At 58.8% G+C, this 22,157-nt stretch carries 18 protein-coding genes; 16 read left to right on the top strand and 2 right to left on the bottom strand.

Annotated elements, in window-relative coordinates:
• Positions 1–4: 4 nt before the first annotated feature.
• The gene (locus ACFVHU_RS03525; protein WP_105656813.1) at positions 5–1,492 is read left to right on the top strand and encodes a sensor histidine kinase; all 1,488 of its coding nucleotides are present in this window, start codon (positions 5–7) and stop codon (positions 1,490–1,492) included.
• Between the two features lie 77 nt (positions 1,493–1,569).
• Here ACFVHU_RS03525 and ACFVHU_RS03520 read toward each other — a convergent pair whose 3' ends face one another.
• Positions 1,570–3,291 carry a LysM peptidoglycan-binding domain-containing protein gene (locus ACFVHU_RS03520; protein ID WP_332485973.1) on the bottom strand — a complete coding sequence of 574 codons (1,722 nt, stop codon included), beginning with the start codon at positions 3,289–3,291 and terminating at the stop codon, positions 1,570–1,572.
• Positions 3,292–3,497: 206 nt separating this feature from the next.
• Between ACFVHU_RS03520 and ACFVHU_RS03515 the strand changes: the two genes are divergently transcribed.
• On the top strand, positions 3,498–3,851 hold the full coding sequence (locus tag ACFVHU_RS03515) for an Rv2175c family DNA-binding protein (protein ID WP_105656811.1): 354 nt from the start codon (positions 3,498–3,500) through the stop codon (positions 3,849–3,851).
• Positions 3,852–3,951: 100 nt separating this feature from the next.
• On the opposite strand, the gene ACFVHU_RS03510 is transcribed toward ACFVHU_RS03515, so the two are convergent.
• Entirely contained in the window at positions 3,952–5,058 is a 1,107-nt protein-coding gene (locus tag ACFVHU_RS03510) for a polyprenyl synthetase family protein (RefSeq protein ID WP_332485974.1), read from the bottom strand.
• Between the two features lie 162 nt (positions 5,059–5,220).
• Here ACFVHU_RS03510 and dinB point away from each other — a divergent pair, with 162 nt between their 5' ends.
• From dinB to ACFVHU_RS03440, 14 genes are all read left to right on the top strand, one after another.
• A complete protein-coding gene (dinB, locus tag ACFVHU_RS03505; RefSeq protein WP_133834285.1) occupies positions 5,221–6,387 on the top strand; it encodes a DNA polymerase IV in 1,167 nt (388 codons plus the stop codon).
• A 182-nt stretch (positions 6,388–6,569) separates the two neighbouring features.
• The gene (locus ACFVHU_RS03500; RefSeq protein WP_105656808.1) at positions 6,570–6,953 is read left to right on the top strand and encodes a DUF3040 domain-containing protein; all 384 of its coding nucleotides are present in this window, start codon (positions 6,570–6,572) and stop codon (positions 6,951–6,953) included.
• 529 nt (positions 6,954–7,482) lie between these two features.
• Positions 7,483–7,896 (top strand): division/cell wall cluster transcriptional repressor MraZ, encoded by a 414-nt coding sequence (mraZ, locus tag ACFVHU_RS03495; protein WP_038990697.1) that lies wholly within the window; start codon positions 7,483–7,485, stop codon positions 7,894–7,896.
• 170 nt (positions 7,897–8,066) lie between these two features.
• Positions 8,067–9,059, top strand: a complete 993-nt coding sequence (gene rsmH, locus ACFVHU_RS03490) for a 16S rRNA (cytosine(1402)-N(4))-methyltransferase RsmH (protein WP_181148802.1) — start codon at positions 8,067–8,069, stop codon at positions 9,057–9,059.
• A gap of 1 nt (position 9,060) precedes the next feature.
• Positions 9,061–9,831 carry a hypothetical protein gene (locus ACFVHU_RS03485; RefSeq protein ID WP_105656806.1) on the top strand — a complete coding sequence of 257 codons (771 nt, stop codon included), beginning with the start codon at positions 9,061–9,063 and terminating at the stop codon, positions 9,829–9,831.
• Between the two features lie 74 nt (positions 9,832–9,905).
• Entirely contained in the window at positions 9,906–11,720 is a 1,815-nt protein-coding gene (locus tag ACFVHU_RS03480) for a penicillin-binding protein 2 (protein WP_332727142.1), read from the top strand.
• A complete protein-coding gene (locus ACFVHU_RS03475; RefSeq protein WP_388022478.1) occupies positions 11,714–13,306 on the top strand; it encodes a UDP-N-acetylmuramoyl-L-alanyl-D-glutamate--2,6-diaminopimelate ligase in 1,593 nt (530 codons plus the stop codon). The genes ACFVHU_RS03480 and ACFVHU_RS03475 overlap by 7 nt, the downstream gene beginning before the upstream one ends.
• 50 nt (positions 13,307–13,356) lie before the next feature.
• The gene (gene murF / locus ACFVHU_RS03470; protein ID WP_332498138.1) at positions 13,357–14,814 is read left to right on the top strand and encodes a UDP-N-acetylmuramoyl-tripeptide--D-alanyl-D-alanine ligase; all 1,458 of its coding nucleotides are present in this window, start codon (positions 13,357–13,359) and stop codon (positions 14,812–14,814) included.
• A complete protein-coding gene (mraY, locus tag ACFVHU_RS03465) occupies positions 14,811–15,914 on the top strand; it encodes a phospho-N-acetylmuramoyl-pentapeptide-transferase (protein ID WP_105656803.1) in 1,104 nt (367 codons plus the stop codon). Before murF ends, mraY begins: the two co-directional genes overlap by 4 nt.
• Positions 15,896–17,440, top strand: a complete 1,545-nt coding sequence (murD, locus tag ACFVHU_RS03460) for a UDP-N-acetylmuramoyl-L-alanine--D-glutamate ligase (protein WP_388022473.1) — start codon at positions 15,896–15,898, stop codon at positions 17,438–17,440. The genes mraY and murD overlap by 19 nt, the downstream gene beginning before the upstream one ends.
• A gap of 43 nt (positions 17,441–17,483) precedes the next feature.
• Positions 17,484–18,737: a putative lipid II flippase FtsW gene (gene ftsW / locus ACFVHU_RS03455; RefSeq protein WP_388022471.1), complete on the top strand. Its 1,254-nt coding sequence runs from the start codon at positions 17,484–17,486 to the stop codon at positions 18,735–18,737.
• Positions 18,738–18,836: 99 nt separating this feature from the next.
• Positions 18,837–19,958, top strand: a complete 1,122-nt coding sequence (murG, locus tag ACFVHU_RS03450; RefSeq protein WP_388022469.1) for an undecaprenyldiphospho-muramoylpentapeptide beta-N-acetylglucosaminyltransferase — start codon at positions 18,837–18,839, stop codon at positions 19,956–19,958.
• Between the two features lie 4 nt (positions 19,959–19,962).
• A complete protein-coding gene (murC, locus tag ACFVHU_RS03445; RefSeq protein WP_388022466.1) occupies positions 19,963–21,360 on the top strand; it encodes a UDP-N-acetylmuramate--L-alanine ligase in 1,398 nt (465 codons plus the stop codon).
• Positions 21,361–21,422: 62 nt separating this feature from the next.
• On the top strand, positions 21,423–22,157 hold the full coding sequence (locus tag ACFVHU_RS03440) for a cell division protein FtsQ/DivIB (RefSeq protein WP_133834280.1): 735 nt from the start codon (positions 21,423–21,425) through the stop codon (positions 22,155–22,157).

Genomic DNA, 22,157 nt, shown 5'->3' with positions numbered 1-22,157 from the left:
GCCAATGGCCCTCATCACCGAAGAATTACGTCAACGTGCTGCACTAGCGCCCGGTGATGAGGATTGGCTCCACCTCCTGGTGGGGGACTGGCAACTGGTCTCGGATCTAGCATTCGCAGACCTGGTGCTCTGGTTCCCCACCGGGGACGGTTCCTATACGGCTTTGGCACACGTGCGCCCTTCCACCTCGCATACCGCCTTCCATAGCGACTTCGTGGGAGAACGGATCCGCAAGGATCTGCGCATCATGGTGGACCGCGCTTGGGAAACCAAGCAAGTGCAACGCTCGGCCGAACAAGCCGGCAAAGATATCATCATGGGGTTGACCACGGTGCAGGCGATTCCGCTAGTGCGCCAGAACCAACCGGTTGCGGTCATCACTTCCCACTTCGATCCGAACCAGTCCCGCACACCCAGCAATCTGGAATTGGTCTACCGGCAAAGCGCTGATGACCTGTTGCAGATGGGTACCCAAGGGCTGTGGCCGGACTTCGCCAGCCCTACCGGCTCCCGCCGTGGCGCGCCGCGCGTCGGTGATGGTTTCATCCGGCTCAACGTTGATGGAGCCGTCGAATTCGCCAGCCCGAACGCTGTTTCAGCTTTCCGCCGATTAGGCGCAGCTGATGTCCTCCAGGGCCAGCCACTGGCTGATCTGACGATGGCACTGGTCAGCGACCGTCGTGTAGTCGACGAAACTCTTCCGCTGGTGCTCCAGGGCAAGATGCCATGGCGTACCGAGGTGGAACATCGCGGAGTCACCCTCTCCCTGCGTGCCATTCCGCTGCGCAACGAATCAAAGCGCTGGGGCGCACTGGTGCTGTGCCGCGATGTGTCCGAACTGCGCCGTCGCGAAAAAGAACTGGTCACCAAGGACGCTACGATCCGTGAAATCCATCATCGCGTGAAGAACAACTTGCAGACTGTCGCGGCGCTGTTGCGCATGCAATCGCGCAGGATGAGCTCAGAGGACGGCAAGCAGGGCCTGGAGCAGGCAATGCGACGAGTCTCCACTATCGCTTCGGTCCACGACTTCCTGTCCAAGGGCCTGAACGAAACCGTCAAATTTGATGATCTGATGGATCGCCAGTTCCGTCTGATCGTGGAAATCGCTTCTCCGGAGCAAAGGGTATCCACGCGTCGTGAAGGCGAATTCGGCATGCTTGACGCTGATTTGGCGACACCGTTGTCACTGGTGATCAATGAGCTGGTGACTAATGCCGTGGAACATGGACTAGCGCATCGCAACGGTGAAGTCGCGCTGGTTGCCGAACGCTACAAGGGTGCCGATAGCAAGGATTGGCTACGGGTTGTCATTGAAGATGACGGCCACGGGTTGCCAGAAGAGCCACGCCGCGAGGGACTTGGGCTGCAAATTGTCCGCACTCTGGTTACCAGCGAACTATCGGGTGAAATCCGTTGGGTACAGAGCGAGAAGGGCGGGACCAAGGTGGTAATCGACATGCCATTGGATCTTGACCACCGTACAGGCTAGGAGCAGCCTGATCAGCTGCAACAAAAAAAGAGGCGCTTCCAACACACCGTGTTGGAAGCGCCTCTCCTTTTGGCTATTTAGCGGTAATTCTTCATGTGAGCCTTGATGCTGGCTACATAATGCTTGGTGTCTTCGTACATGCCGTTGTTACGAACACCGGCCAGACCCTGGTAGTACGATGCGATTGCGTTGTCCAGGTTGTCGGTGTTGTCCAAATTGTAGGCAATTACTGCGACACCAGCGACAACGTTATCCCGTGGGTTCAGGACGTTCAGGTCCTGGCCAATGACCGATGCGATCCAGTCACCGGTGCTTGGCAGTACCTGCATGGCGCCAACGGCGTTAGCAGGGGAGACCGCACGCATGTTGAAGCCAGACTCCTGGTACGCGTGAGCCAACGCCAGAGCCGGGTCAACGCCCATGCTCTTTGCAGTGGAACGGATCAGGTCCTGCATCTCGCCGCGGCTCGGGACGCTGATCGAGTCAAGGTAGTCCTTGTTCGAGTTAGCATCCCGCACAACGTGATCTGCGTAGGTACGACCAGCGAAGCTATTGCCGATCTTCTGCTTCTTGACCTGACCCGACGGTGCAACCGAGGAGCCCGAAACCTTCAGCTTGGCGCCGATCTTCAATGGCGTGCTCGAGCTGTACTCGGGGTTCAAATCCAGCAAGGTGGCCAGCTTCATGTCGTGGCTGGTCGCGATGCCACTGAGAGTATCGCCGGACTTCACGGAGTAGGTCGACGTCTTGGCCTTGGCCTTGGGCGCAGCAGTGCTCTTCGGCGAGGAGCTCGAAGACGACGTGCCACCCGAGACCTTGATCTTGCTGCCTGGGAAGATCGGCTTGCTGGCAGAGATGTCATTGGTCTTCAACAGATCGGACAAGCTCATGCCGTGCTTGGCCGCAATGCCGCTGAGCGTGTCACCGGACTTGACGGTGTAGCTTGAAGAACCGGAGGAGGAGGACTTCTTCTGGGAGGACTTCGACGAAGAGCCAGAGGACGAAGAACCCTTGACCTTGATCTTGTCGCCAGGGAAGATCACCTTGCTGGCCGAGATATCGTTCTTGCTAAGGAGCGAAGACAAGCTCATATTGTGCTTGATGGCGATGCTTCCGAGGGTGTCACCGTTCTTCACAGTGTAGGTTGAAGAACCCGACGAGGAAGAAGTTTTCTTCGTCTGCGTCGTATTGCTGGAGCTCGACGCCGAACCCTTGACCTTCAGCTTATTGCCGGGGAAGATTACCTTGCTTGCAGAGATGTCATTCTTCTTCAACAGATCAGACAAGCTCATGTCGTGCTTGCTCGCAATGCCGCTGAGGGTGTCACCGTTCTTGACGGTGTAAGTGGCGGTACTTGAAGATGACGAGCTCGAAGACTTGCCCTTGGAGCTGTTTTTCGAAGCATGACCGGAGACCTTGAGTGTCTTGCCGGCGACGATTGAATCATTCTTAAGATTATTGAGCTTCTTCAGCTCTGACACGGTTGTGTCATATTCCCGAGCGATGCTCCATAGGGACGCACCTGCCGGGATCTTGATTTCGGAAACATCTCGTTTAGCTGGCAATCCCAGCGTAGATACTCGCGAAGCGATCAGGTGGGCCTTGATCTGGTCTTCAGCGACCTTAATGGTCTCCGGAGTTACCGACTTGGCAAAGCTTCCTGAGGTGTTGGGAACAGTCATCGGTGCTGCCTGCGCTGCGGGAGCTAAGGCGAGGCTGCCAATGACCGCAGCGGGAATGGCCGCGCCTGCTACAACGCCTAACGCATGCTTGGAAGCATGTTTGGATTCGTGGGGCATGGAGTCAATCCTCATTTATACGGTGAAAATAACGGGCTTTGCTCCGCAGGTAACAGAGGGGAAGTGGTTCCCCATGTTGACTGTGATGCAATTGTTATCAAAGTGATACAAGAAAATTTACACTACTCCTGTGACTCATGGGAACTGCTGAGGTGAGTTTCATCCAAATTTCTGCGCGGATCAGGAATTTGTGGGAACCTTAAGGGGTGAAGGAAACCGTAGATCTCGTCGGCCAGTGGCTGACCCTGCCCGATGTGGCTGAAGAATTAGATGTAGATATTCGCCGCGTGCACCGACTGCTGGATGAGCGTGCCATTGTTTCGTTGAGAATTGGCGCTCGCAATGTCCGTTCGATCCCTGCAGATTTTCTCCAAGACGGAGTAGTGGTGGAAAGCCTGAAGGGCACTCTTTCGGTACTCTTGGATGCCGGCTTCTCCGATGAGGAATCGGTTATTTGGCTGTTCACCGAGGATGAATCGCTGCCCGGCACTCCAATGAATGCTCTGCGCACCGGACGTAAAACTGAAATCCGTCGGCGGGCGCAGGCCATGGGCTGGTAATGGCCCGGACGAACTAGCCTCAGTAATAACAAAAGGTCTCAACCGTATTCCATATCGCATGGATGGTTGAGACCTTTCGTTATGTCTTAGTAACGAATCGCTATTTACTTCTCTTTGTCACTGCATCACTGAGCTGCTGCATTCCCGCTAAGGCGAGGGGCGTGACGTGCAATGCGTTCAGGGCGAGATCTGATTGGGTGGTCAACTCACTAATGCTCTGCTCGGTGGCCGCCAGGGCGCCGCTATCGCGCAGAATACCGCTTAGTCTCAACACTTCTTCTTCGCTGAGATCCACTGCGCCGAGGCGACTCTGAATGAAGTCCTGTTCGTCAGAAGTTGATAGCAAGAGGGCGTGGGCAATCAATTCCGTGCGCTTGCCTTCTTGCAAATCGCCGCCGGTCGGCTTCCCTGTGACTGCTGGATCGCCAAACACGCCCAGAACATCGTCACGTAGCTGGAATGCCTCACCCAGCGGAAGCGCGAATGCGGAGTAGCGCTCCATAAGAGCCTCGCTGGCGCCGGCCAACGCGCCGCCAAGCAAGAATGGGTTTTCAGTGGAGTATTTGGCTGACTTGAAGCGCACGATAGTGCGAGCTCGCTTGACCGCTTCCTTCGGATCGTAGGCGGGGCCCGCAGACTCTTCTAGAACATCAAGATACTGCCCGGCCATCACCTGGGTGCGCATCTGATTGAAGATGGTACGCGCCCGAGCGTTGAGGGAAGCAATACCTGAGAAGACTTCCTCGCTCAACGACAGGCATAGGTCGCCGGTAAGGATTGCGCTGGCCATGCCGTAGCTCGCTGCGCTCCCCGCAAGCCCAAGTTCTCGGTGCTGGGCCTCGAAGCGCTTGTGAACGCTCGGCTGACCGCGTCGTGTATCGGAATTGTCGATGATGTCGTCATGAATCAGCGCGGCTCCTTGGAAGAGTTCCAAGGCCACCCCGAGTTGGACGATGTCGCGTTCATCGGGCCGACCACCTGCACCGAGGTAACCCCAGAAAGCGAACAGGGCGCGAAGCCGCTTGCCGCCACGGGTCAGTGACGTGATCGCATTGACGATTTCGACGGCGCTGCTAGTAATCTGACCAACTTCAACGCTTTTCGCAGCCAGGAATTCTTCCAATAACTGAGCAACGTCAGAAGTGTAGGTACGGCTCAAGCTCTGGGCTTCAGTGTTGAGGTCCGGCACAGAATCAGGCATCGACATGCAAAATCATTTCTACGGGTAAACAACTAGTGGTTAGCAACAACTCTACCGGTGATTCCCGCCCGGCGAAGAAGGCACCCAAAGTACGCGGGGTGGGAACGGAATCCGAATATACATTCGAGTAAGCTGGTGGTGCAGCCGAACGAGGGGAGAGGAATTGAAATGGTGGATCGTGCAATCCTCCATGTCGATATGGACGCCTTCTTTGTTTCAGTGGAACTGCGGGACCGCCCTGACCTAGTAGGCAAGCCAGTTATTGTAGGCCACCGTTCAGGCCGGAGCGTGGTGCTCTCTGCGTCTTATGACTGCCGAGCTCGCGGGATCCATTCGGCCATGCCGATGAGCCAAGCCATCCCGCTGCTACCGCAAGCTACCGTGATCGAGCCGAGCCATCACAAGTACACGCAAGCCTCGGCCCAGATCATGGCGTACTTCCGCACATTGACGCCTCTGGTTGAGCAAGTCAGTGTCGACGAAGCGTTCCTAGACGTTACTGGAAGCATGCGCATGCTTGGCGGGCCAGTGCAGATCGCTCAGCAGATCCGCGAATATATACGCAAAGAAATGGGACTGCCGGCCAGCGTGGGCATTGCAAGGAATAAATTCGTTGCGAAACTCGCTTCGACGTACGCCAAGCCTGACGGCATGGCGGTAGTTGCGCCCGAGCGAACCGAAGAATTCCTGCACGAATTACCCGTGTCGAAAATGTGGGGCGTGGGAAAACGAACCGCTAGTCAGCTTCACTCCTTGGGGATTGAGACCGTGGGGCAACTCGCTGGCGAGCCAGAAGCAAGATTGATTAGCCGGTTGGGGGAACACGGCCGCGCCCTTTATTTGCTCTCGCGGGGGATCGATAACCGTCCGGTGGAGGTTAGCCGGGATGAGAAGAGCATTTCATCGGAACATACCTTTGCGGTGGATATCACCGATCCCCAGGTGCTTGAGGGCGAACTTTTGCGGCTGAGCCATAAGGTCGGTCAACGGCTGCGGCAGCACGGCAAATCAGCCAACGGTGTTGGGCTCAAGATCAAGTACAAGGACTTTTCTGGAATTACGCGTTCGAAGGCGCTCGCAGCTGCGACAGATTCTTCAACGAAAATTAGCGAGTCCGCGCTGGCCCTTCTGCGAAAATTGACCCCTATGCCGCAACCGGTCCGGCTGATCGGGGTGAAAGCTGAACGGTTGCAAGATTACGAGTTGGGTCTGCAATTTAGCTTGGACCCCCGCGAAGAGAAAGCCCGAGAAGCGGAACGCATCGCTGACCAGATCGGACAGAGATTCCCGCAGTCCATCGTGACCCCAGCACGTTTTCTGCGCCCCAAGGAATAAACACATTCTGTGTAGAACGTATGGATATCTGGACAGTGGGGAAGATCAACTAGCAGGGCGGGTGCAAAAGAGACTATCCTTGAATTAAGTTCGATCGAATCCAGGGAACTTTTCCCTTCGACCCGACGTTGAACTTGAAGACGGTGGACGACCGTCGAGATTGCCTTTGGAAGGAGAAGACGATGCCGCTATCGGAACACGAGCAGCGTTTGTTGGAGCAGTTGGAAAAGCAGCTGCATGAAGACCGTCGCTTCGCTTCGAGCATGAAAGGCCCATCGGGCACGGGACGTTTGTCGACCCGAAATATTGCTCTGGGTATCTTGCTGGTAATCGTCGGCCTAGCGGGACTCATCTTTGGAATCTCGCAGCACATCATCATCGTAGGCGTTCTCGGATTTGCGGTGATGTTCGCGGGTGTACTGCTTGCCCTGACTAAATCGGCTACTGGAAAAATTGGTCCGTCCAACGGAACGGGATCAAAATCTGCAGCCAAGAACAATTCGCAGTTCCTTTCCGGCCTGGAAGAAAAATGGAACCAGCGAAAGCGTGATCAGTCCGATAGCTGATCTGCATTGATATTGAGGTGTGACCCCTAGGGTTGCACCTCTTTTCTTGTTTAAGCCCCGCTTCTCACGTCCCTACGGTCACCGTGCACCTCATGCCGGGGCGCATGGGTTTCGTTCAATTCGGGAAGTTGGATGTCCTGGATATTCGGTGCGCCTATCTGAGGGCCGCGCGACTTTGCAAGTGATCTTGAATTCTCTGCAGATTCCAAGGTTCACGTCCACCTCGCCGGTCAGGCAGGCCCCCACTTCCCTCCCCAGGTTCCTCCACTTCCCACCACCGCGCCTAAAAATAGCTATATTCCGCGGATTTTGCGTGTGGAATCTCTGAAAAATACTGGATCATGCAGCGGGACGATTCCCATCCCTCCACCTGAACATAGGCTGAGCATCCGCTAGATTCAGGTGTTTTTTAAGTCCAGACCCTCGCGAAACCACTGAAATTGCATTGACAGTGGAGGGTTGTGGAGTAAAGTGGAGGCAAGTAGAGGAGAATGGGGCTTCTGGCCACTTCACGGGAAAGGTGGTGTGCATGTTCCTTGGAACTTACACACCGCGTCTTGATGAAAAAGGTCGGTTGATTCTTCCAGCTAAATATCGAGATGAGCTGTCCTATGGGCTGGTTCTCACTCGCGGCCAAGAGCGTTGCATATACGTTTTCAGCCAGCGGGAATTTGAGAAGCAGCACGAGCAGCTGGCGCAGGCATCCTTGACCTCCCGACGAGCACGCGACTATGCGCGTGTGTTCCTCTCAGGGGCCTCGGATGAAGTTCCAGATAAGCAGGGGCGCGTAACGATTCCGCAAGTGCTGCGCACTTATGGAGGCCTTGATCGGGAGGTCACAGTTATCGGTGCGGGTAACCGTATTGAAATCTGGGATTCGACCGCATGGCAGCAGTACTTGGATGAACAAGAAGACGTGTTCTCCGATACTGACGAAGATTAGGGCCTTGTGCCCTACACCGACAAAACACCACGTTTGTTGAGATGAGATCTCCAGCCACCTTGGGGTAGAAAATCGTCTGGCTTCACTTCCCCGGAGCCAGAAGGTTGGATCGCCACTTGGTTGGAGGGGGATCTGATCTCAACAGCAGATCGAAAGCGAAAGGGGGCGCAGTGCCAAATCAGGATTCCCAGCGACCAGCATCCGAACGCCACGTTCCAGTACTTCTGGACCGATGCGTTAATTTGCTAGCTCCAGGTATTGAGCGAGCCAATGCTGAAGGCCGTCGGGCAATTGTGGTTGACTGCACCCTCGGGATGGGTGGGCACTCCGAAGCCATCCTCAAGCGGTTCGACAATTTGCACCTGATCGGTCTAGACCGTGACGAGCAGGCTCACGAACTTGCCGGTGCACGGCTCGCCCCGTTCCAGGACCGCATCGACCTCGTGCACGCGGTGTATGACGAAATTGCGGATGTCGTAGAAGATCTGGGGTTCCCGGGGGTCGACGGCGTTCTGTTCGACCTTGGCGTTTCCTCGCTGCAGCTCGATGAGCGTGAACGGGGTTTCGCCTATTCCTATGATGCACCGCTGGACATGCGCATGGACACCTCTGTTGGCCCAACTGCCGAGGACCTGGTCAACGACTTGGAACGCGACGAACTGCTTCGAATTATTCGACAGTGGGGCGAAGAGAAGTTTGCTGGACGCATCTCGACGGCAATCGTCGAGGCACGCGCCAAGAGCCGCATCACTACCACTGCTGAACTAGTTGAAGTGATCCGCAGCGTTGTGCCCGCGGCGGCTGCTCGAAACCACGGACACCCGGCCAAGAGGACCTTCCAAGCATTGCGTATTGCAGTGAATGAGGAACTTGACGTCTTGGAACGTGCGATCCCGGCGGCAATGGGAGCTTTGAACGTCGGCGGAAGAGTCGTCGTGATGAGTTACCACTCCTTGGAAGACAAAATCACCAAGCGGCACTTCGTCCATGGATCTACCTCGTCGGCCCCTCCGGGATTCCCGGTGGAGCTGGACGAACACAAAGCTGAATACAAGGTGCTCACCAAGGGCACCGAGAAGCCAAGCGACCACGAGATAGCAGAAAATTCACGTGCAGCCTCAGCCCGCTTGCGAGCTGTGGAACGAGTGTTGAAGAGGAGCTAGCATGAGCCAACGAGCCCAGCGCCGCGTGCAGAAGACCGCAGCCGTGAACAACCAGCCTGTTGTCGACGGTAATACTGCGCGTGCAATGCGACCCGAGCCCGTCCCAGCTAGCAACCTGCCTAAAGGCGATTCGCGTCAGCGCGTAACTCTTTCGTTGGTTCCTAAGATGAACGAAACCAGCAAGCGCTCCATGTTCACCATGTCTGCGGTGCTCGTTGTCTTGGCATTCAGCGTGATCGTTACGCTGGTGCTGCTCAATACTTCTGTAGCTCAGCGGCAGTACGACATCGTGAACTTGCGTTCGCAAGAGCGTGCGCTTTCCCAAGAGAATCAGGCACTGCTGAAGGAGGCCCAGTCGTTGGCGGCGCCACAGGCACTGGCCGCCAAGGCAAAGGACCTCGGTTTGGTTTCGCCAGGTGCTCCAGGGCTGATCAGCCTGTCTGAGGGCAAGGTTGCCCAAGACGCTGAGAAGGCGGTCAAGGCAAAGAACAGCAAGCAGGAATACGGAACTATTCCGCTGCCGGGCGACAGCATCCGCAAGGGTGAAAGCAAAACTGAAGCCAACGCATCAAACACGCCGAAGACCACTGTGGGTAAAGCCTCAGCAGATTCACAGAAGGAGTCCGGTGCCACTGAAGGTTCCAAGGAACCAGAGGTGAAGCCGGAGAAAGCTGAACGTGAAGTTGCCAGTGATGGCCGCCCAGTGTTCAATGACGCTGAGCTTAACGGGGGCACGATCCCTGCACCAAGCATCAAATCCCCAGCAGAGTAGTTAGCCCTTTCTAAGCTAGATACAGGTGGCCTACGCTGCTGGAAAACCACGCTGAGGGAAAGTTAGGTTCTTTTGTGAGCTCGACGGCAATCGACACTGCGAAAAAGCGAATGCGCTTTGTGCTGCTCCTCTCCGTGGTTTTGCTGCTGGTGATCCTGGGCCGGCTGGTCTGGGTCCAGGGCATCAACTCGGCAACCATTGCCAACGCTGCACAGGAAAACCGCGAACGCGTTGAAAACATTGCGCCAAATCGAGGATCCATCGAAGACCGCAATGGCACCACCCTCGCCGTCTCAGTAGACCGCTATGATCTGGTCATCGACCAGCGCGAGCAGGGTGAGAACATTCGCCGTGCGAAGCGGGATGGAACCAATGGCCAGGAACGCATCACGTGGGACCAAGCCATTGACGAACTAGCCGATACCCTTGACCAGGACCGTGAGGAACTTGCCAAGAAGGTTCGCCCGCAGGGCGACGCCAAGCCTAAAGGGTACGTCATGCTCGCCAAGAGCGTGACCCCGGAAGTACGCAACGAAGTCCTCGAAATCGGCATTCCGCGACTTGCCTCATTGCTGCGCAGCGAACGCCAGTATCCGCAAGGCGTAATTGCAGGACCACTGCTGGGGTTCGTGCGCAACTCCGAAGACCAAACAGCCGTGGTGGGAGCCGAAGGCCTGGAACTGAGCCAGGAGGAACACCTGGCCGGCACGGCCGGCAGCCGCAAGTTCGAGATCAGCGCCGATGGCGTGCGCATTCCCGTCACCGAGGTCGAAGAAACTCCTGCAGTCGATGGCCAGGACGTCATTCTGACCATCGACTCGGACATCAACTACGTTGCCCAGCGTGCAGCAGAAAAGAAGCAAGCTCAGTTCAACGCTGAGTGGGTTTCCGTGGTCGTCATGAAAGCGGATACCGGCAAGATCCTCGCCATCGGCGACTCCGCTGAATTGGACCCGAATGATCCAGGCGCTACCAAGCCGGAGTTCCGCCGCTCCACCTCCATCACCCGTGCTTTCGAGCCAGGGTCCACAGGCAAGGCCGCGATCTTCGCGGCGGCTATCGACCAGGGCGGAGTGGATCCGCTGACCGAGATGCGTGTGCCGAATAAGAAGACGTTCACCAAGGAAACCATCAATGACTCGTTGGAACACCCAACGTACGACATGACGGTCTCGGGCATCTTCGCCCGTTCCTACAACACCGGCACCGTGATGGTCGGAAATACCATGAGCAAGCAGACCCGTTACGACTACATGCGTGCCTTCGGATTGGGTTCGCCCATCCGCGTCGGCTTGAATGGCGCTAGCGCTGGCCAATTGGCGCACCCCGATAATTGGGACCGCCGCCAGCAGTACACCACCATGTTCGGCCAGGGCTATTCGCAGACCGTGTTGCATACCGCTTCAATTTTCCAGTCCCTGGCCAACGGCGGCGTTCGCCTTTCGCCAAGCCTGATTGAGGGCTACCGCAACGAAGACGGTACCATCACCAAGATCCCCGCACCGGAAAAGAAGCGCGTGGTCAAGAAAAGCACCGCTGACGAAATGCTCAAGCTCATGGAATCGGTCGTTGACGACGGTACCGGCTACAAGGAGCGTATTCCCGGGTACCGCGTGGGCGGCAAGACCGGTACAGGCCAGGCGGCAAGCGCCAAGGGCTATGACGGATATACTTATTCCTTTGCAGGTGTCGCTCCCTTGGAAGATCCGCAGTTCGTCGTCGTGGCAACCATGTACAGGCCAAAGGGCAACTGGAAAGACTTCTCGGTAGCTGACACGTTTACCGATGTTATGAGCCATACTCTCAACACATTCAATGTGCCACCGAGCACGACAAAGTCAGAGGCGTATGACGTCTTTGTAGGTGAGGATCAGAAGAAATCTTGGTAGTCCAGAACCCCGACACTCCGCGTGAGCTAGAACGGTACCTACGCCCAGAGAGCATCGCCGGTCTTGGCTTCGACCAGCTCTGCGGCACAGCTGGCGCGGTGCGAACTGGAGCGCTGCTCAATGCCGCTCCGCAAATCCTCGGCGTCAGCCTCAACCCGCAGATCGTACAGAGCGGTGACGTCTTCCTGGGTATTTCCGGCGCCAAGCGCCACGGTGCCGAATTCGTGGAAACCGCCATCGGCAACGGTGCTGTCGCACTGATCACCGATACTGCAGGACTCGAATTCCTCAGCGATGACCTCTCGATCCCGGTGGCCGTCGTTGCAGATGTACGCAAATCCGCAGCCGTGATCGCGCAGAGCGTCTACGGAACCGACCAGCGCAGCCCGAAGCTGTTCGCTGTCACCGGCACCAACGGCAAGACCACCACAACCTTCATGATCCGCGCAATCCTGGATGCGCTGGGTGAAGAAACCGGCCTGATCGGCACGATTGAGATGTCCGCCCGCGGGCAGATCATCCCCAGCGTGCTGACCACCCCGGAGTCCACCCAGCTGCACGGCGTGCTCTCGCGCATGGCGCAGCAGGAAGTCACGTCGGTGGCCATGGAGGTATCCAGCCACTCGCTGAGCTATGGCCGCGTTGATGCCCTGCGCTTTGCCGTTTCCGGTTACACCAACCTGACCCAGGACCACTTGGACCTGCACGGCACGATGGACGAGTACTTCGAAACCAAGGCCGAACTATTCACCGCGGAACGCTCCGAGCGCGCAGTGGTCATGGTAGACGATGAATACGGCCAGCGCCTGGCCGAGCGCGCGCTGGTGCCTACCGAGACCCTGAGCCTCGACGGCGAACACCCTTCGGCGCACTGGAGGGTTGCCGAACTGGCGCACTGCGGATTGGGCCACAGTTTCACCCTGGTGCACCGGGATGGACGCCAGCTGCGGACCCGGACCCTGCTTCCAGGCATGTTCAACGTCGCCAACGGAGCACTGGCGGCCTTGATGGTGCTGGCCGGTGGTGCGGACCTCGAAGCCCTGCAGCAGGCCTTGGACTCCAAGGATCCGCTGTCGGTCGCCGTTCCAGGGCGGATGCAGGTCGTGGCCGAATCTCCGGTAGCCGTAGTCGATTTCGCCCATAATTCGGATGCACTGGCAAAGGCTTTGGATTCCATCCGTCCGGGGGAGCAGGGACGCCGGATCGTCGTCTTCGGCGCCACCGGAGAGCGCGATAAGACCAAGCGCCCGGATATGGGAGCGGTGGCAGCCCGCCACGCGGATATCGTCATTGTGACCGACGACGACCCGCACGGCGAAGACCCGGCTCCGATCCGCGCCCAGGTTGCCGCCGGAGCACAGCAAGTTCTCGATTCCGAGCGTCCGCAGGTGCAGCTTCACAACATCGCGCCACGCGCCAAAGCCGTAGAGTTCGCTGTGAGTTTGGCCGAAGCCAACGACGCGATTCTCGTGGCCGGGCGGGGACATGAAGTCAGGCAAGACGTCGCGGGAATTGACGTGGAACTGGATGATCGAGTGGAACTAGCGAAAGCACTGAATCTTCATGGATTTGTGACCAATTCCTAGAACGTACAAGTCCACTATCGCCACCGCTCAAGTGTAAAGTCCTTATTGCCATGATTGAACTGTCTCTGACCGACCTGCTGGAAATCACCGGCGGAAAAGCGACTGCTACAGCCGCCTCCGACACGGTGATCACTTCCGTGACCACTGACTCGCGCGAAGTCGTCCCGGGTGCCTTATTCGTCGCCAAGCCCGGAGAATTCTCCGACGGGCACGCCTTTATCGACCGTGCACGCGCCGCCGGCGCAGTGCTGGCCCTAGCCGAACGCATTACCCACGATGAAGACCGCAGGGAACACCCGGCGATCATCATTGAAGACGCGGTAGAAGCAATGGGCAAAATTGCCGCGCACATCGTTGCCCTTCTCAAGGAAAAGAACGACGCCAAGGTCGTGGGAATCACCGGTTCGGCCGGCAAGACCACCACCAAGGACCTGCTCGCCGGTATTCTGTCGCAAGTGGCGCCGACCGTGTCGCCAATCGGCTCGTACAATGGCGAAGTCGGCGTCCCGCTGACGGTATTCAGCGCCACCGAAGAGACCAAGTACTTTGTCATCGAGATGGGGGCCACCGGCATTGGCCACCTGACGTACCTGACAGATATGGTGCACCCGCAGGTCGGTGTCGTGTTGTGCGTCGGTACCGCCCATGCCGGCGAATTCGGCGGGGTAGAGAACATCGAGAAGGCCAAGGGCGAACTCGTTGAAGCCCTGCCAGCCGATGGCACGGCCATCTTGAATGCTGAAGACCCCCGCGTGGCACGCATGGACTTGCGTTCCGGGGGAGCCGTGCGCTTCTTCGGCACCGGAAAGAACAAGCCGGAAAACGCTGGGGTCTGGGCCACCGACGTTGTTGTGAATTCCCACGGGCAGCCAGAACTCACTCTTGAATTCCCTGGCGGCTACAGCAAGCGCATCACCTCGGGCCTCCTGGGACGCCATCACGTCTCGAATATCCTCGCCGCGGCCAACGCTGCACTGGCCCTGGATATCGCCCCGGAAGTGATCGCCGCAGGCCTGGAAGGCCGCGCTGCCGGCAGCCGCTGGCGCATGGAGCGCATCGAGCGCGCTGACGGCGTGAGCATCATCAACGACGCGTACAACGCGAACCCTGAATCAATGCGCGCTGCGCTGGTGACCCTGGCCGAATTGGGCCTGGGCGCCGACGGCGCACCGGGCCGACGCACCTGGGCAGTCCTGGGCGAAATGCTGGAACTGGGCGATGACAGCATCCACCAGCACGACCTGCTGGGCCGCATGGCAGTTCGCATGAACATCAAGAAACTTGTAGTGGTAGGCCGTGGCGCAAAGCCCGCCTACAACTCCGCTGTGCTCGAAGGCAGCTGGGGCGACGAGGCCTTCTACGTTGAAGACGTAGATGAGGCTCGCGCGCTGCTGCAAGAGCAGCTTCAGCCAGGCGACATCGCCTTGTTCAAGTCCTCTAACGGGGCCGGTCTACGCTTCCTCGGCGACGACATTGCAGCATTCGCGAAGGAAGGCGACAACGCATGATCGCATTGATTCTGGGGGCCGGCATTGCCCTCGTGCTGACCATGGTGGCCATGCCGCTGTACATCCGCCTGCTCACCAAGAAGCAATACGGGCAGGTCGTGCGCGACGACGGGCCGAACTCGCACGCCATCAAGTCCGGCACCCCGACCATGGGCGGAGTGGTCTTCGTCCTGGCCGTGTTCGTGGCGTACTTCGCCACCCATGGCATCCTTTCGCTCATGGGACGCACTTCTTCGGGAATTACCGCCAGCGGAATGCTGGTCCTGATGCTCTTCGGCGGCATGGGACTGGTCGGCTTCCTCGATGACTTCATCAAGATCTTCAAGAAGCGCTCATTGGGCTTGCGCGCCTGGCAGAAGATTGTCCTGCAGGCATTCTTCGGCATCAGCTTCGCCGTGCTGGCCTTGCAGTTCCCCAATGACCAGGGCCTGACTCCGGGCTCTACCGCGATCTCCTTCCTGCGCGACACCAACATCGACCTGGCCTTCGCAGGCCCGATGCTGGGCATGATCCTGTTCGTGCTCTGGGCGAACTTCATCGTGACCGGTGCTACCAACGGCGTGAACTTGACCGATGGCCTGGACGGACTGGCTACCGGTGCCTCGATCATGGTCTTCGGCGCCTACACCCTGATGGGCATCTGGCAGCAGAACCAGGCCTGCAGCAACATGGACTCGCTGGACGTCTGCTACTCGGTACGCGACCCGCAGGACCTGGCCCTGCTGGGGGCCACCCTCTCCGGTGCGCTGATCGCCTTCCTCTGGTTCAACGCCAAGCCGGCGAAGATCTTCATGGGCGACACCGGATCGCTGGCCATCGGCGGCGCCGTGGCTGCCTTCGCGATCCTCTCGCGCACCCAGCTGCTGCTGGTGGTAATTGCCGGCCTGTTCGTGATCATCTCCCTGTCGGTGATCATCCAGGTGGGCTACTTCAAGCTCTCGGGCGGCAAGCGCGTGTTCAAGATGGCGCCGCTGCAGCACCACTTCGAGCTTTCGGGCTGGTCCGAAGAAAACGTTGTTATCCGATTCTGGATCCTTGCCGGCCTGTTCGTGGCCGCGGGCCTGGGTCTCTTCTACTCTGAATGGGTTGTCGCACTGTGAGCGTAGACGCTGGCAAATCTCTTGACTCGCTAACCAGCTGGGATGCTGATTGGAATGGCCTGCGCGTAGTCGTCGCCGGACTGGGACTCTCCGGATTCTCTGCGGCCGACACCCTCATCGAGCTGGGTGCCATCGTCACCGTCATCGACGGCCGCGATGACCAGCTGAACCAGCAACGTGCCGAGACGCTGAAGATCGTCGGGGCCCATGAGGTGCTGCTGGGCGACGGGAACGTCCAGGCCCTGCCGTTGGTCGATGGCAAGCCGGCCCAGCTGGTCATGGTTTCCCCAGGCTGGAATCCCCGTAATCCGGTCATCGCAGAGGCCGAGTCCGAGGGCATCGAGATCTGGAGCGATATCGAGCTGGCTTGGCGCGTGCAGAACCGTGCCGGCCACACAGCACCACAGTGGCTGGCGATTACCGGCACCAACGGCAAGACCACCACTGTGGGCATGACCGAGGCAATCCTGCGCGCCGATGGGCTGAAGGCCATCGCCGTCGGCAACGTCGGCACCCCGATCCTGGATGCCGTACGCGAACCGGTGGACTATGACGTATTCGCCGTCGAGCTCTCCAGCTTCCAGCTGCACTACACGCATAGCATTTCTCCGCTTGCCTCGGTGGTCTTGAACCTGGCCGAAGACCACGTGGACTGGCATGGCGGCTTCGGCAACTACAAGGCCGCCAAGGCCAAGATCTACGAACGCACCCAGGTAGCAGCGATCTTCAACGCCGCCGATGAGCGCACCATCACCATGGTGGAAAACGCTGAAGTCATCGAAGGCTGCCGTGCTATCGGCTTCACCACCGATACCCCAGCAGTATCGATGGTGGGTGTTGTCGAAGGCCTGCTGGTGGACCGCGCCTTCATCGAAGAGCGCAAGACCAGTGCCGTGGAACTGATCGCCCTGAAGGACATCGGCGAGATTGTTCCGCGCCACACCGCCGCGAACGCGGCTGCCGCGGCGGCGCTGACCCGCGCGTACGGAGTGAATGCAGAAGCTGTCGCTGCGGGTTTGGCGAACTTCGACTCCGGCGATCACCGGATCCAGGCCGTCGCCCGCAAGAACGACATCCTGTGGATCAATGATTCCAAGGCCACTAATCCGCATGCGGCCGATGCTTCGTTGGCCGCATTCACCCGTGTGGTCTGGATTGCCGGTGGCTTGTCCAAGGGCGTGGAATACGGCGACTTGATCGCCAAGCACGCGCAGCGCCTGGCCAAGGTCTTGCTCATCGGCACCGACACCGCCGGTTTGCGCCAAGCACTCGCTGCCCACGCGCCAGAGGTTGAAGTCATCGACATCACCGGAGCAGCGCAGGGCGGTGACGGTTCGGTTCCAAGCGGCGCCCAGGTCATGACGCGTGCGGTCTCCAAGGCTGCCGAAGTAGCCGAAGCAGGGGATACCGTGCTCATGGCTCCCGCCGCGGCCTCGATGGACCAATTCAGTTCCTACGCCCAGCGTGGCAACGCATTTATCGCTGCCGTCAGTGATCTGATGGATAAAACTGGCGAAGACCAGTAATCGAAAGCTGACCGAATAAACGACACCGAGGCAGGAGGCACCGATGGCGATGAAAATGAACAAGAAGCCAGCAGGTTCCAAAGCCGAACTCCCTTGGTACGTGAGATTCGGCAGGATGCTCGGAACCGTCGAGAACTCCAGCGGCCGCATGGCCTCCACGGACTACTGGCTGGTGCTCGTGGGCTCCATCGTGCTGGCCGTTTTCGGTGTGGTCATGGTCCAGTCATCGGCGTCGGTTGAAGCGATCGCGAAGGGCAGGGACGGTTTCACCGTGGCGCTGTCCCAGGGTGGCTTTGCCGCCTTGGGTATTCTCTGCATGCTGGTCATGCAGCGGATCAAGCCGGAAACGCTGAAGCGGCTGGCCTGGCCTTCCGTTATTGCGGCAGTGGTCCTGTTGTTCCTCGTGGCGTTCACGCCATTGGGCCATACGGTGCTCGGCAACCGAAACTGGATCCGCATCGGCGGCTTCGGCCTGCAGCCCAGCGAGTTCGCCAAACTGGCGTTGTCTGTTTTTGCCGCGTTCATGCTGGAAAAGAAGCAGCATCTGCTGCACGACATCAAGCATTTGGTCGTCCCAGTGGTTGCCCCGGTGGGGGTCTTCATTGTTGGCCTCATCGTGGTCGGCAAGGACGTAGGTACAGCGCTGGTCTTGTTGATGATCATTGCCTCGGCGATGTTCTTGGGCGGCATCCGGATGAAGTGGCTGGCGGCGTTTTCGGTGGTCGGTGTCCTGGGCCTGTCCGTGGCGATCTTCGCTTCCTCCAATCGCCGCCAGCGCATCCTCGCTTGGCTTGATACCGATTGCGGCCCGAGCAGCGACCTTTGCTACCAGGCCAGCATGGGCCTTCACGCCTTCGCCTCCGGCGGCTGGTTCGGTGTGGGCGCAGGCCAGTCCCGCATGAAGTGGTCCTATGTGCCTGAGGCGCAGAACGACTTCATCTTCTCCATCCTGGGTGAAGAGTTCGGCCTGATCGGCGTGCTGTTCGTCCTGGTCATGTTCATGCTGCTGGCCTTGGCGATGTATCGCATTGCAGCACGCGCCAAGGACTTGTACACCAAGGTGCTCATGGGTTGCCTGATGTCCTGGGTCATCGGCCAGACCTTCGTGAATCTGGGTACCGTCACCGGCGTACTTCCCGTGATCGGTGTTCCGCTGCCGTTCATTTCCTCCGGCGGCTCGGCGATGCTCGCCATCATGCTGGCAATGGGCTATGTCCTCTCCTCGGCCCGGGCGCAAAAACTTGAATTCGAAGCAACGCTGGAAAAGAAACCGGCAAAGAGCAAGAAAACCAAATAGTGCGCCGCAAGCGGCCGCTATCAGAAGCAGAGGCCCATCGCTGAATCTGCGGTGGACGTTGATCCTGCCCATTGGCAGGACGAAGGAGTACAGCAACAGATGAGCGAAGCACTTCGTCTAGTCGTCGCCGGCGGCGGAACTGCCGGCCATATCTCGCCCATGCTGGCCATAGCTGATGCCGTGAAGGCCGAGCATCCCGAAGCAATGGTCACAGCACTGGGTTCTCCCGGTGGCCTGGAAACCAAGCTGGTGCCGGAAGCCGGCTACCCGCTCGAACTCATCCCCAAGGCCCCGATGCCACGCAGCATCAACATGGATCTGCTCAAGTTTCCTTTCCGTTTCATCAAGGCCATTAACAACGCCAAGAACGTTCTGCGCACCACCAAGGCCGAGGCCGTCCTGGGCGTCGGCGGTTATGTCTGCACCCCGGCATATCTTGCCGCGAAGCAGCTGAAGCTGCCGATCTTCGTGCATGAGGCCAACTCCGTTGCCGGCATGGCCAACAAGCTCGGGGCAAAGAACGCGGCATTCGTCGGAACCACTTTCGCCAACACCGGGCTGCCCGGTGAGATGCAGGTGGGCATGCCGATGCGCTCCAACGTTGCCACCATGGACAAAGCCGCGCTGCGAGGAGAAGCACGCGGGTACTTCGGTATCACCGGGCAGAAGCCGGTACTTCTGGTCACCGGTGGATCCTCCGGAGCGCAGAGCATCAATACCGCCATCGAGCAGTCCCTGGACGAGCTGAACGCAGCTGGCATCCACACTATCCACATCACCGGACGCGGAAAGCAGATTCTGGACGCCTCGGGCAATCTGCTGTCCCATGAAGGCTACAGCCAGACCGAATACGTGGACCGCATGGACTACGCCTACGCCGTCGCGGATTTGATGATCTGCCGCTCCGGCGCGGGCACCGTCTGCGAACTGGCCGTAGCTGGCACCGCCTCGGTACTGGTTCCGCTGCCCATCGGCAACGGCGAGCAAAAGCTCAACGCCCGTGAGCTGGTCGCTGCCGGGGGAGCCGTCCTGGTTTCCGACGCGGAGTTCACAAAGTCCTATATCACCGAAAATGTCATCAATCTGCTGACCGATCAGCATAAAATTGAAAAGATGTCTCAAGCCGCTGCCTCATTGGGGCAGCGCGACGCCGCGCAGATCATGGCGCGACGGATTATTGATGAAGTTTCAACCCGCCGCCGTGCGGGTCAGGAAGGCTAGAACCATGGCACTGCGAGCCGACGAACTGAACGCCGATCTGGGCAAGGTACACCTGATGGGTGTAGGCGGGGTTGGCGTATCAGCGGTTGCACGGCTGCTGCTCGACTACGGCCTGGCTGTCTCCGGCACCGATGCCAAGGATCTTCCGGTGCTCGATGGCTTGCGTGAGCGCGGCGCGCGCATCCACGTAGGCTACGACCCAGCGAACCTCGGCGACGCCGACACCGTGGTGATCTCCTCGATCATCAAGGCCGGAAACCCGGAATACGACGAGGCACTGCGCCGCGGACTGCGCATCTTGCACCGCTCCGAAGGCCTGGAAGCTACCATGCGCGGCCACGAGAAGATCGTGGCCATCGCCGGTACTCACGGCAAGACCACCACCACTTCGCTGACCGCCCATATGCTCAAGACCATTGGCGCGCGTCCGAGCTTCGCCGTGGGAGCGAATATTCCAAGCCTGGGCACCAACGCCGAGCTCGGATCCGGATCCTACTTCGTGGCCGAAGCGGACGAATCCGACGCTTCCTTCCTCAACTACCGGCCGGATGCCATCATCGTGACCAACGTCGAAGCCGACCACCTGGATCACTACGGTACCGCTGAAGCAGTGCACCAGGCCTTCGTGGACTTCGCCCGGCTATTGCCGGCAGACGGCTTGCTGATCTGCTGTGCAGATGATGAGGGTTCCAACGACCTGGCGCACAAGATGCGCGCAGAGCGTCCGGAAATCCGCGTGCAGACCTACGGCTTCAGCGATCACGCCGACCGCCGCCTTTCCGATGCCCGCGCCACCGAAGACGGCCGCTTCACCGCAACCATCGAATGGGGCAGCGGACAAAGCCGCATCCTGGATCTGGCAGTGCCCGGCCAGCACAACCTGCTTAATGCTGCCGCCGCATTGTCTGTCGGCATTGATGCAGGTGTGGACGTTGACGAAGCGCTGCAGGCGCTCTCCAGTTTCTCCGGGGCAGCTCGCCGATTCGAATTCAAGGGTGAAGCCGCGGAGGTCCGTGTCTACGACGACTACGCGCACCACCCGACCGAGGTGCAGGCAGCGCTGACCGCCGGCCGTACGGTGGCCGGCAACGGCCGGCTGCACATTGTCTTCCAGCCGCACCTGTTCAGCCGTACGCAAGAGTTCTTCCGCCAATTCGCCCAGGCCTTGTCCCTGGCCGATTCGGTGGCCGTGCTGGATATCTACCCGGCACGTGAAGAACCTATCGATGGCGTGGACAGCGAACTGATCGCATCGCGCATCGAGGTTCCTGCCCAGGTACTTTCGCCGGCAGCCGCTGTAGCGCACGTGGTGGAGCAGTCCGAGCCGGGCGATGTCATCATGACCATTGGCGCCGGCGATGTCACAGCGCTAGGTCCAGACATCGTCAAGTCGCTGAGCTGACGAATTCCGTCCAGAGTCCGAGGCCATCGCAGTTGGTCCACTTCCGTCTACCAAGGTGATCCATGGGTGAAGCAGCAAAAGTCGTAGAACTTCCGGAGAGCCCGGAGAAAAAACGGCGCAAGATCCTGATTATTCTCGCGGCATGCATCGTCGTGCTCAGCCTCGCTGCGGTTTTGATCTTGAGCTTCTCACCGGTGATCGCTGCCAAGAAGATCGAAGTAACCGGCACCAAGCTGGTCAATTCCGAGAAGCTGGGGAAGTCCCTGGAACCATTGAAGGGCGTTCCGCTGCCGCGGATCTCTGAATCGAGGGTCCAGGAGCTGATCGGCGAGCAGCCGGCCATCGACGAAATCGTGGTCAAGGCCCAGATGCCCAACACCTTGGTCGTTGAGGTAATCGAAGCTGTGCCGGTGGCCATCTTGCTGGAGGGCAAGAAGCAGTACCTGGTCTCCGAGACCGGCAAGAAGCTTCGCACCGTCGGCAAGAATGACAAGGACAAGTTGCCCAAGATCAAGGCCACCGACGTCACTGCTGATCCGGAGCAGTTCAAGCTGCTGACCGGAATCTTGAGCACCGTTGACAAGAAAGTGCTCAAGGAAGTCTCAACGGCATCCTTGTCCAAGGCAGGGTTCGCCGAACTGGCGTTGCCGAAGAACCGTACTTTGATTTGGGGAGACGCCAAGAAAGCGGCGCTGAAAAATGAAGTGGCGACGATCTTCTTGAAAGAGCTTGAGAAAAAGCACGCGGCCAAGACGACCATCGACGTCACCAACCCAGAAAATCCCGTGGTCTATTAA

The organism is Glutamicibacter sp. NPDC127525, from assembly GCF_042672105.1.
Lineage (GTDB): Bacteria > Actinomycetota > Actinomycetes > Actinomycetales > Micrococcaceae > Glutamicibacter.
The sequence above is the reverse complement of the archived record's forward strand: the minus strand, read 5'-3'. Positions and strand labels throughout refer to the sequence as shown.

Coding starts and splice junctions, on each gene's coding strand:
- ACFVHU_RS03525 (WP_105656813.1), top strand. CDS start 5: ATGGCCCTCATCACCGAAGAATTACGTCAACGTGCTGCACTAGCGCCC.
- ACFVHU_RS03520 (WP_332485973.1), bottom strand. CDS start 3,291: ATGCCCCACGAATCCAAACATGCTTCCAAGCATGCGTTAGGCGTTGTA.
- ACFVHU_RS03510 (WP_332485974.1), bottom strand. CDS start 5,058: ATGTCGATGCCTGATTCTGTGCCGGACCTCAACACTGAAGCCCAGAGC.
- dinB (WP_133834285.1), top strand. CDS start 5,221: ATGGTGGATCGTGCAATCCTCCATGTCGATATGGACGCCTTCTTTGTT.
- ACFVHU_RS03500 (WP_105656808.1), top strand. CDS start 6,570: ATGCCGCTATCGGAACACGAGCAGCGTTTGTTGGAGCAGTTGGAAAAG.
- mraZ (WP_038990697.1), top strand. CDS start 7,483: ATGTTCCTTGGAACTTACACACCGCGTCTTGATGAAAAAGGTCGGTTG.
- ACFVHU_RS03485 (WP_105656806.1), top strand. CDS start 9,061: ATGAGCCAACGAGCCCAGCGCCGCGTGCAGAAGACCGCAGCCGTGAAC.
- murF (WP_332498138.1), top strand. CDS start 13,357: ATGATTGAACTGTCTCTGACCGACCTGCTGGAAATCACCGGCGGAAAA.
- mraY (WP_105656803.1), top strand. CDS start 14,811: ATGATCGCATTGATTCTGGGGGCCGGCATTGCCCTCGTGCTGACCATG.
- murD (WP_388022473.1), top strand. CDS start 15,896: ATGGGTTGTCGCACTGTGAGCGTAGACGCTGGCAAATCTCTTGACTCG.
- ftsW (WP_388022471.1), top strand. CDS start 17,484: ATGGCGATGAAAATGAACAAGAAGCCAGCAGGTTCCAAAGCCGAACTC.
- murG (WP_388022469.1), top strand. CDS start 18,837: ATGAGCGAAGCACTTCGTCTAGTCGTCGCCGGCGGCGGAACTGCCGGC.
- murC (WP_388022466.1), top strand. CDS start 19,963: ATGGCACTGCGAGCCGACGAACTGAACGCCGATCTGGGCAAGGTACAC.
- ACFVHU_RS03440 (WP_133834280.1), top strand. CDS start 21,423: ATGGGTGAAGCAGCAAAAGTCGTAGAACTTCCGGAGAGCCCGGAGAAA.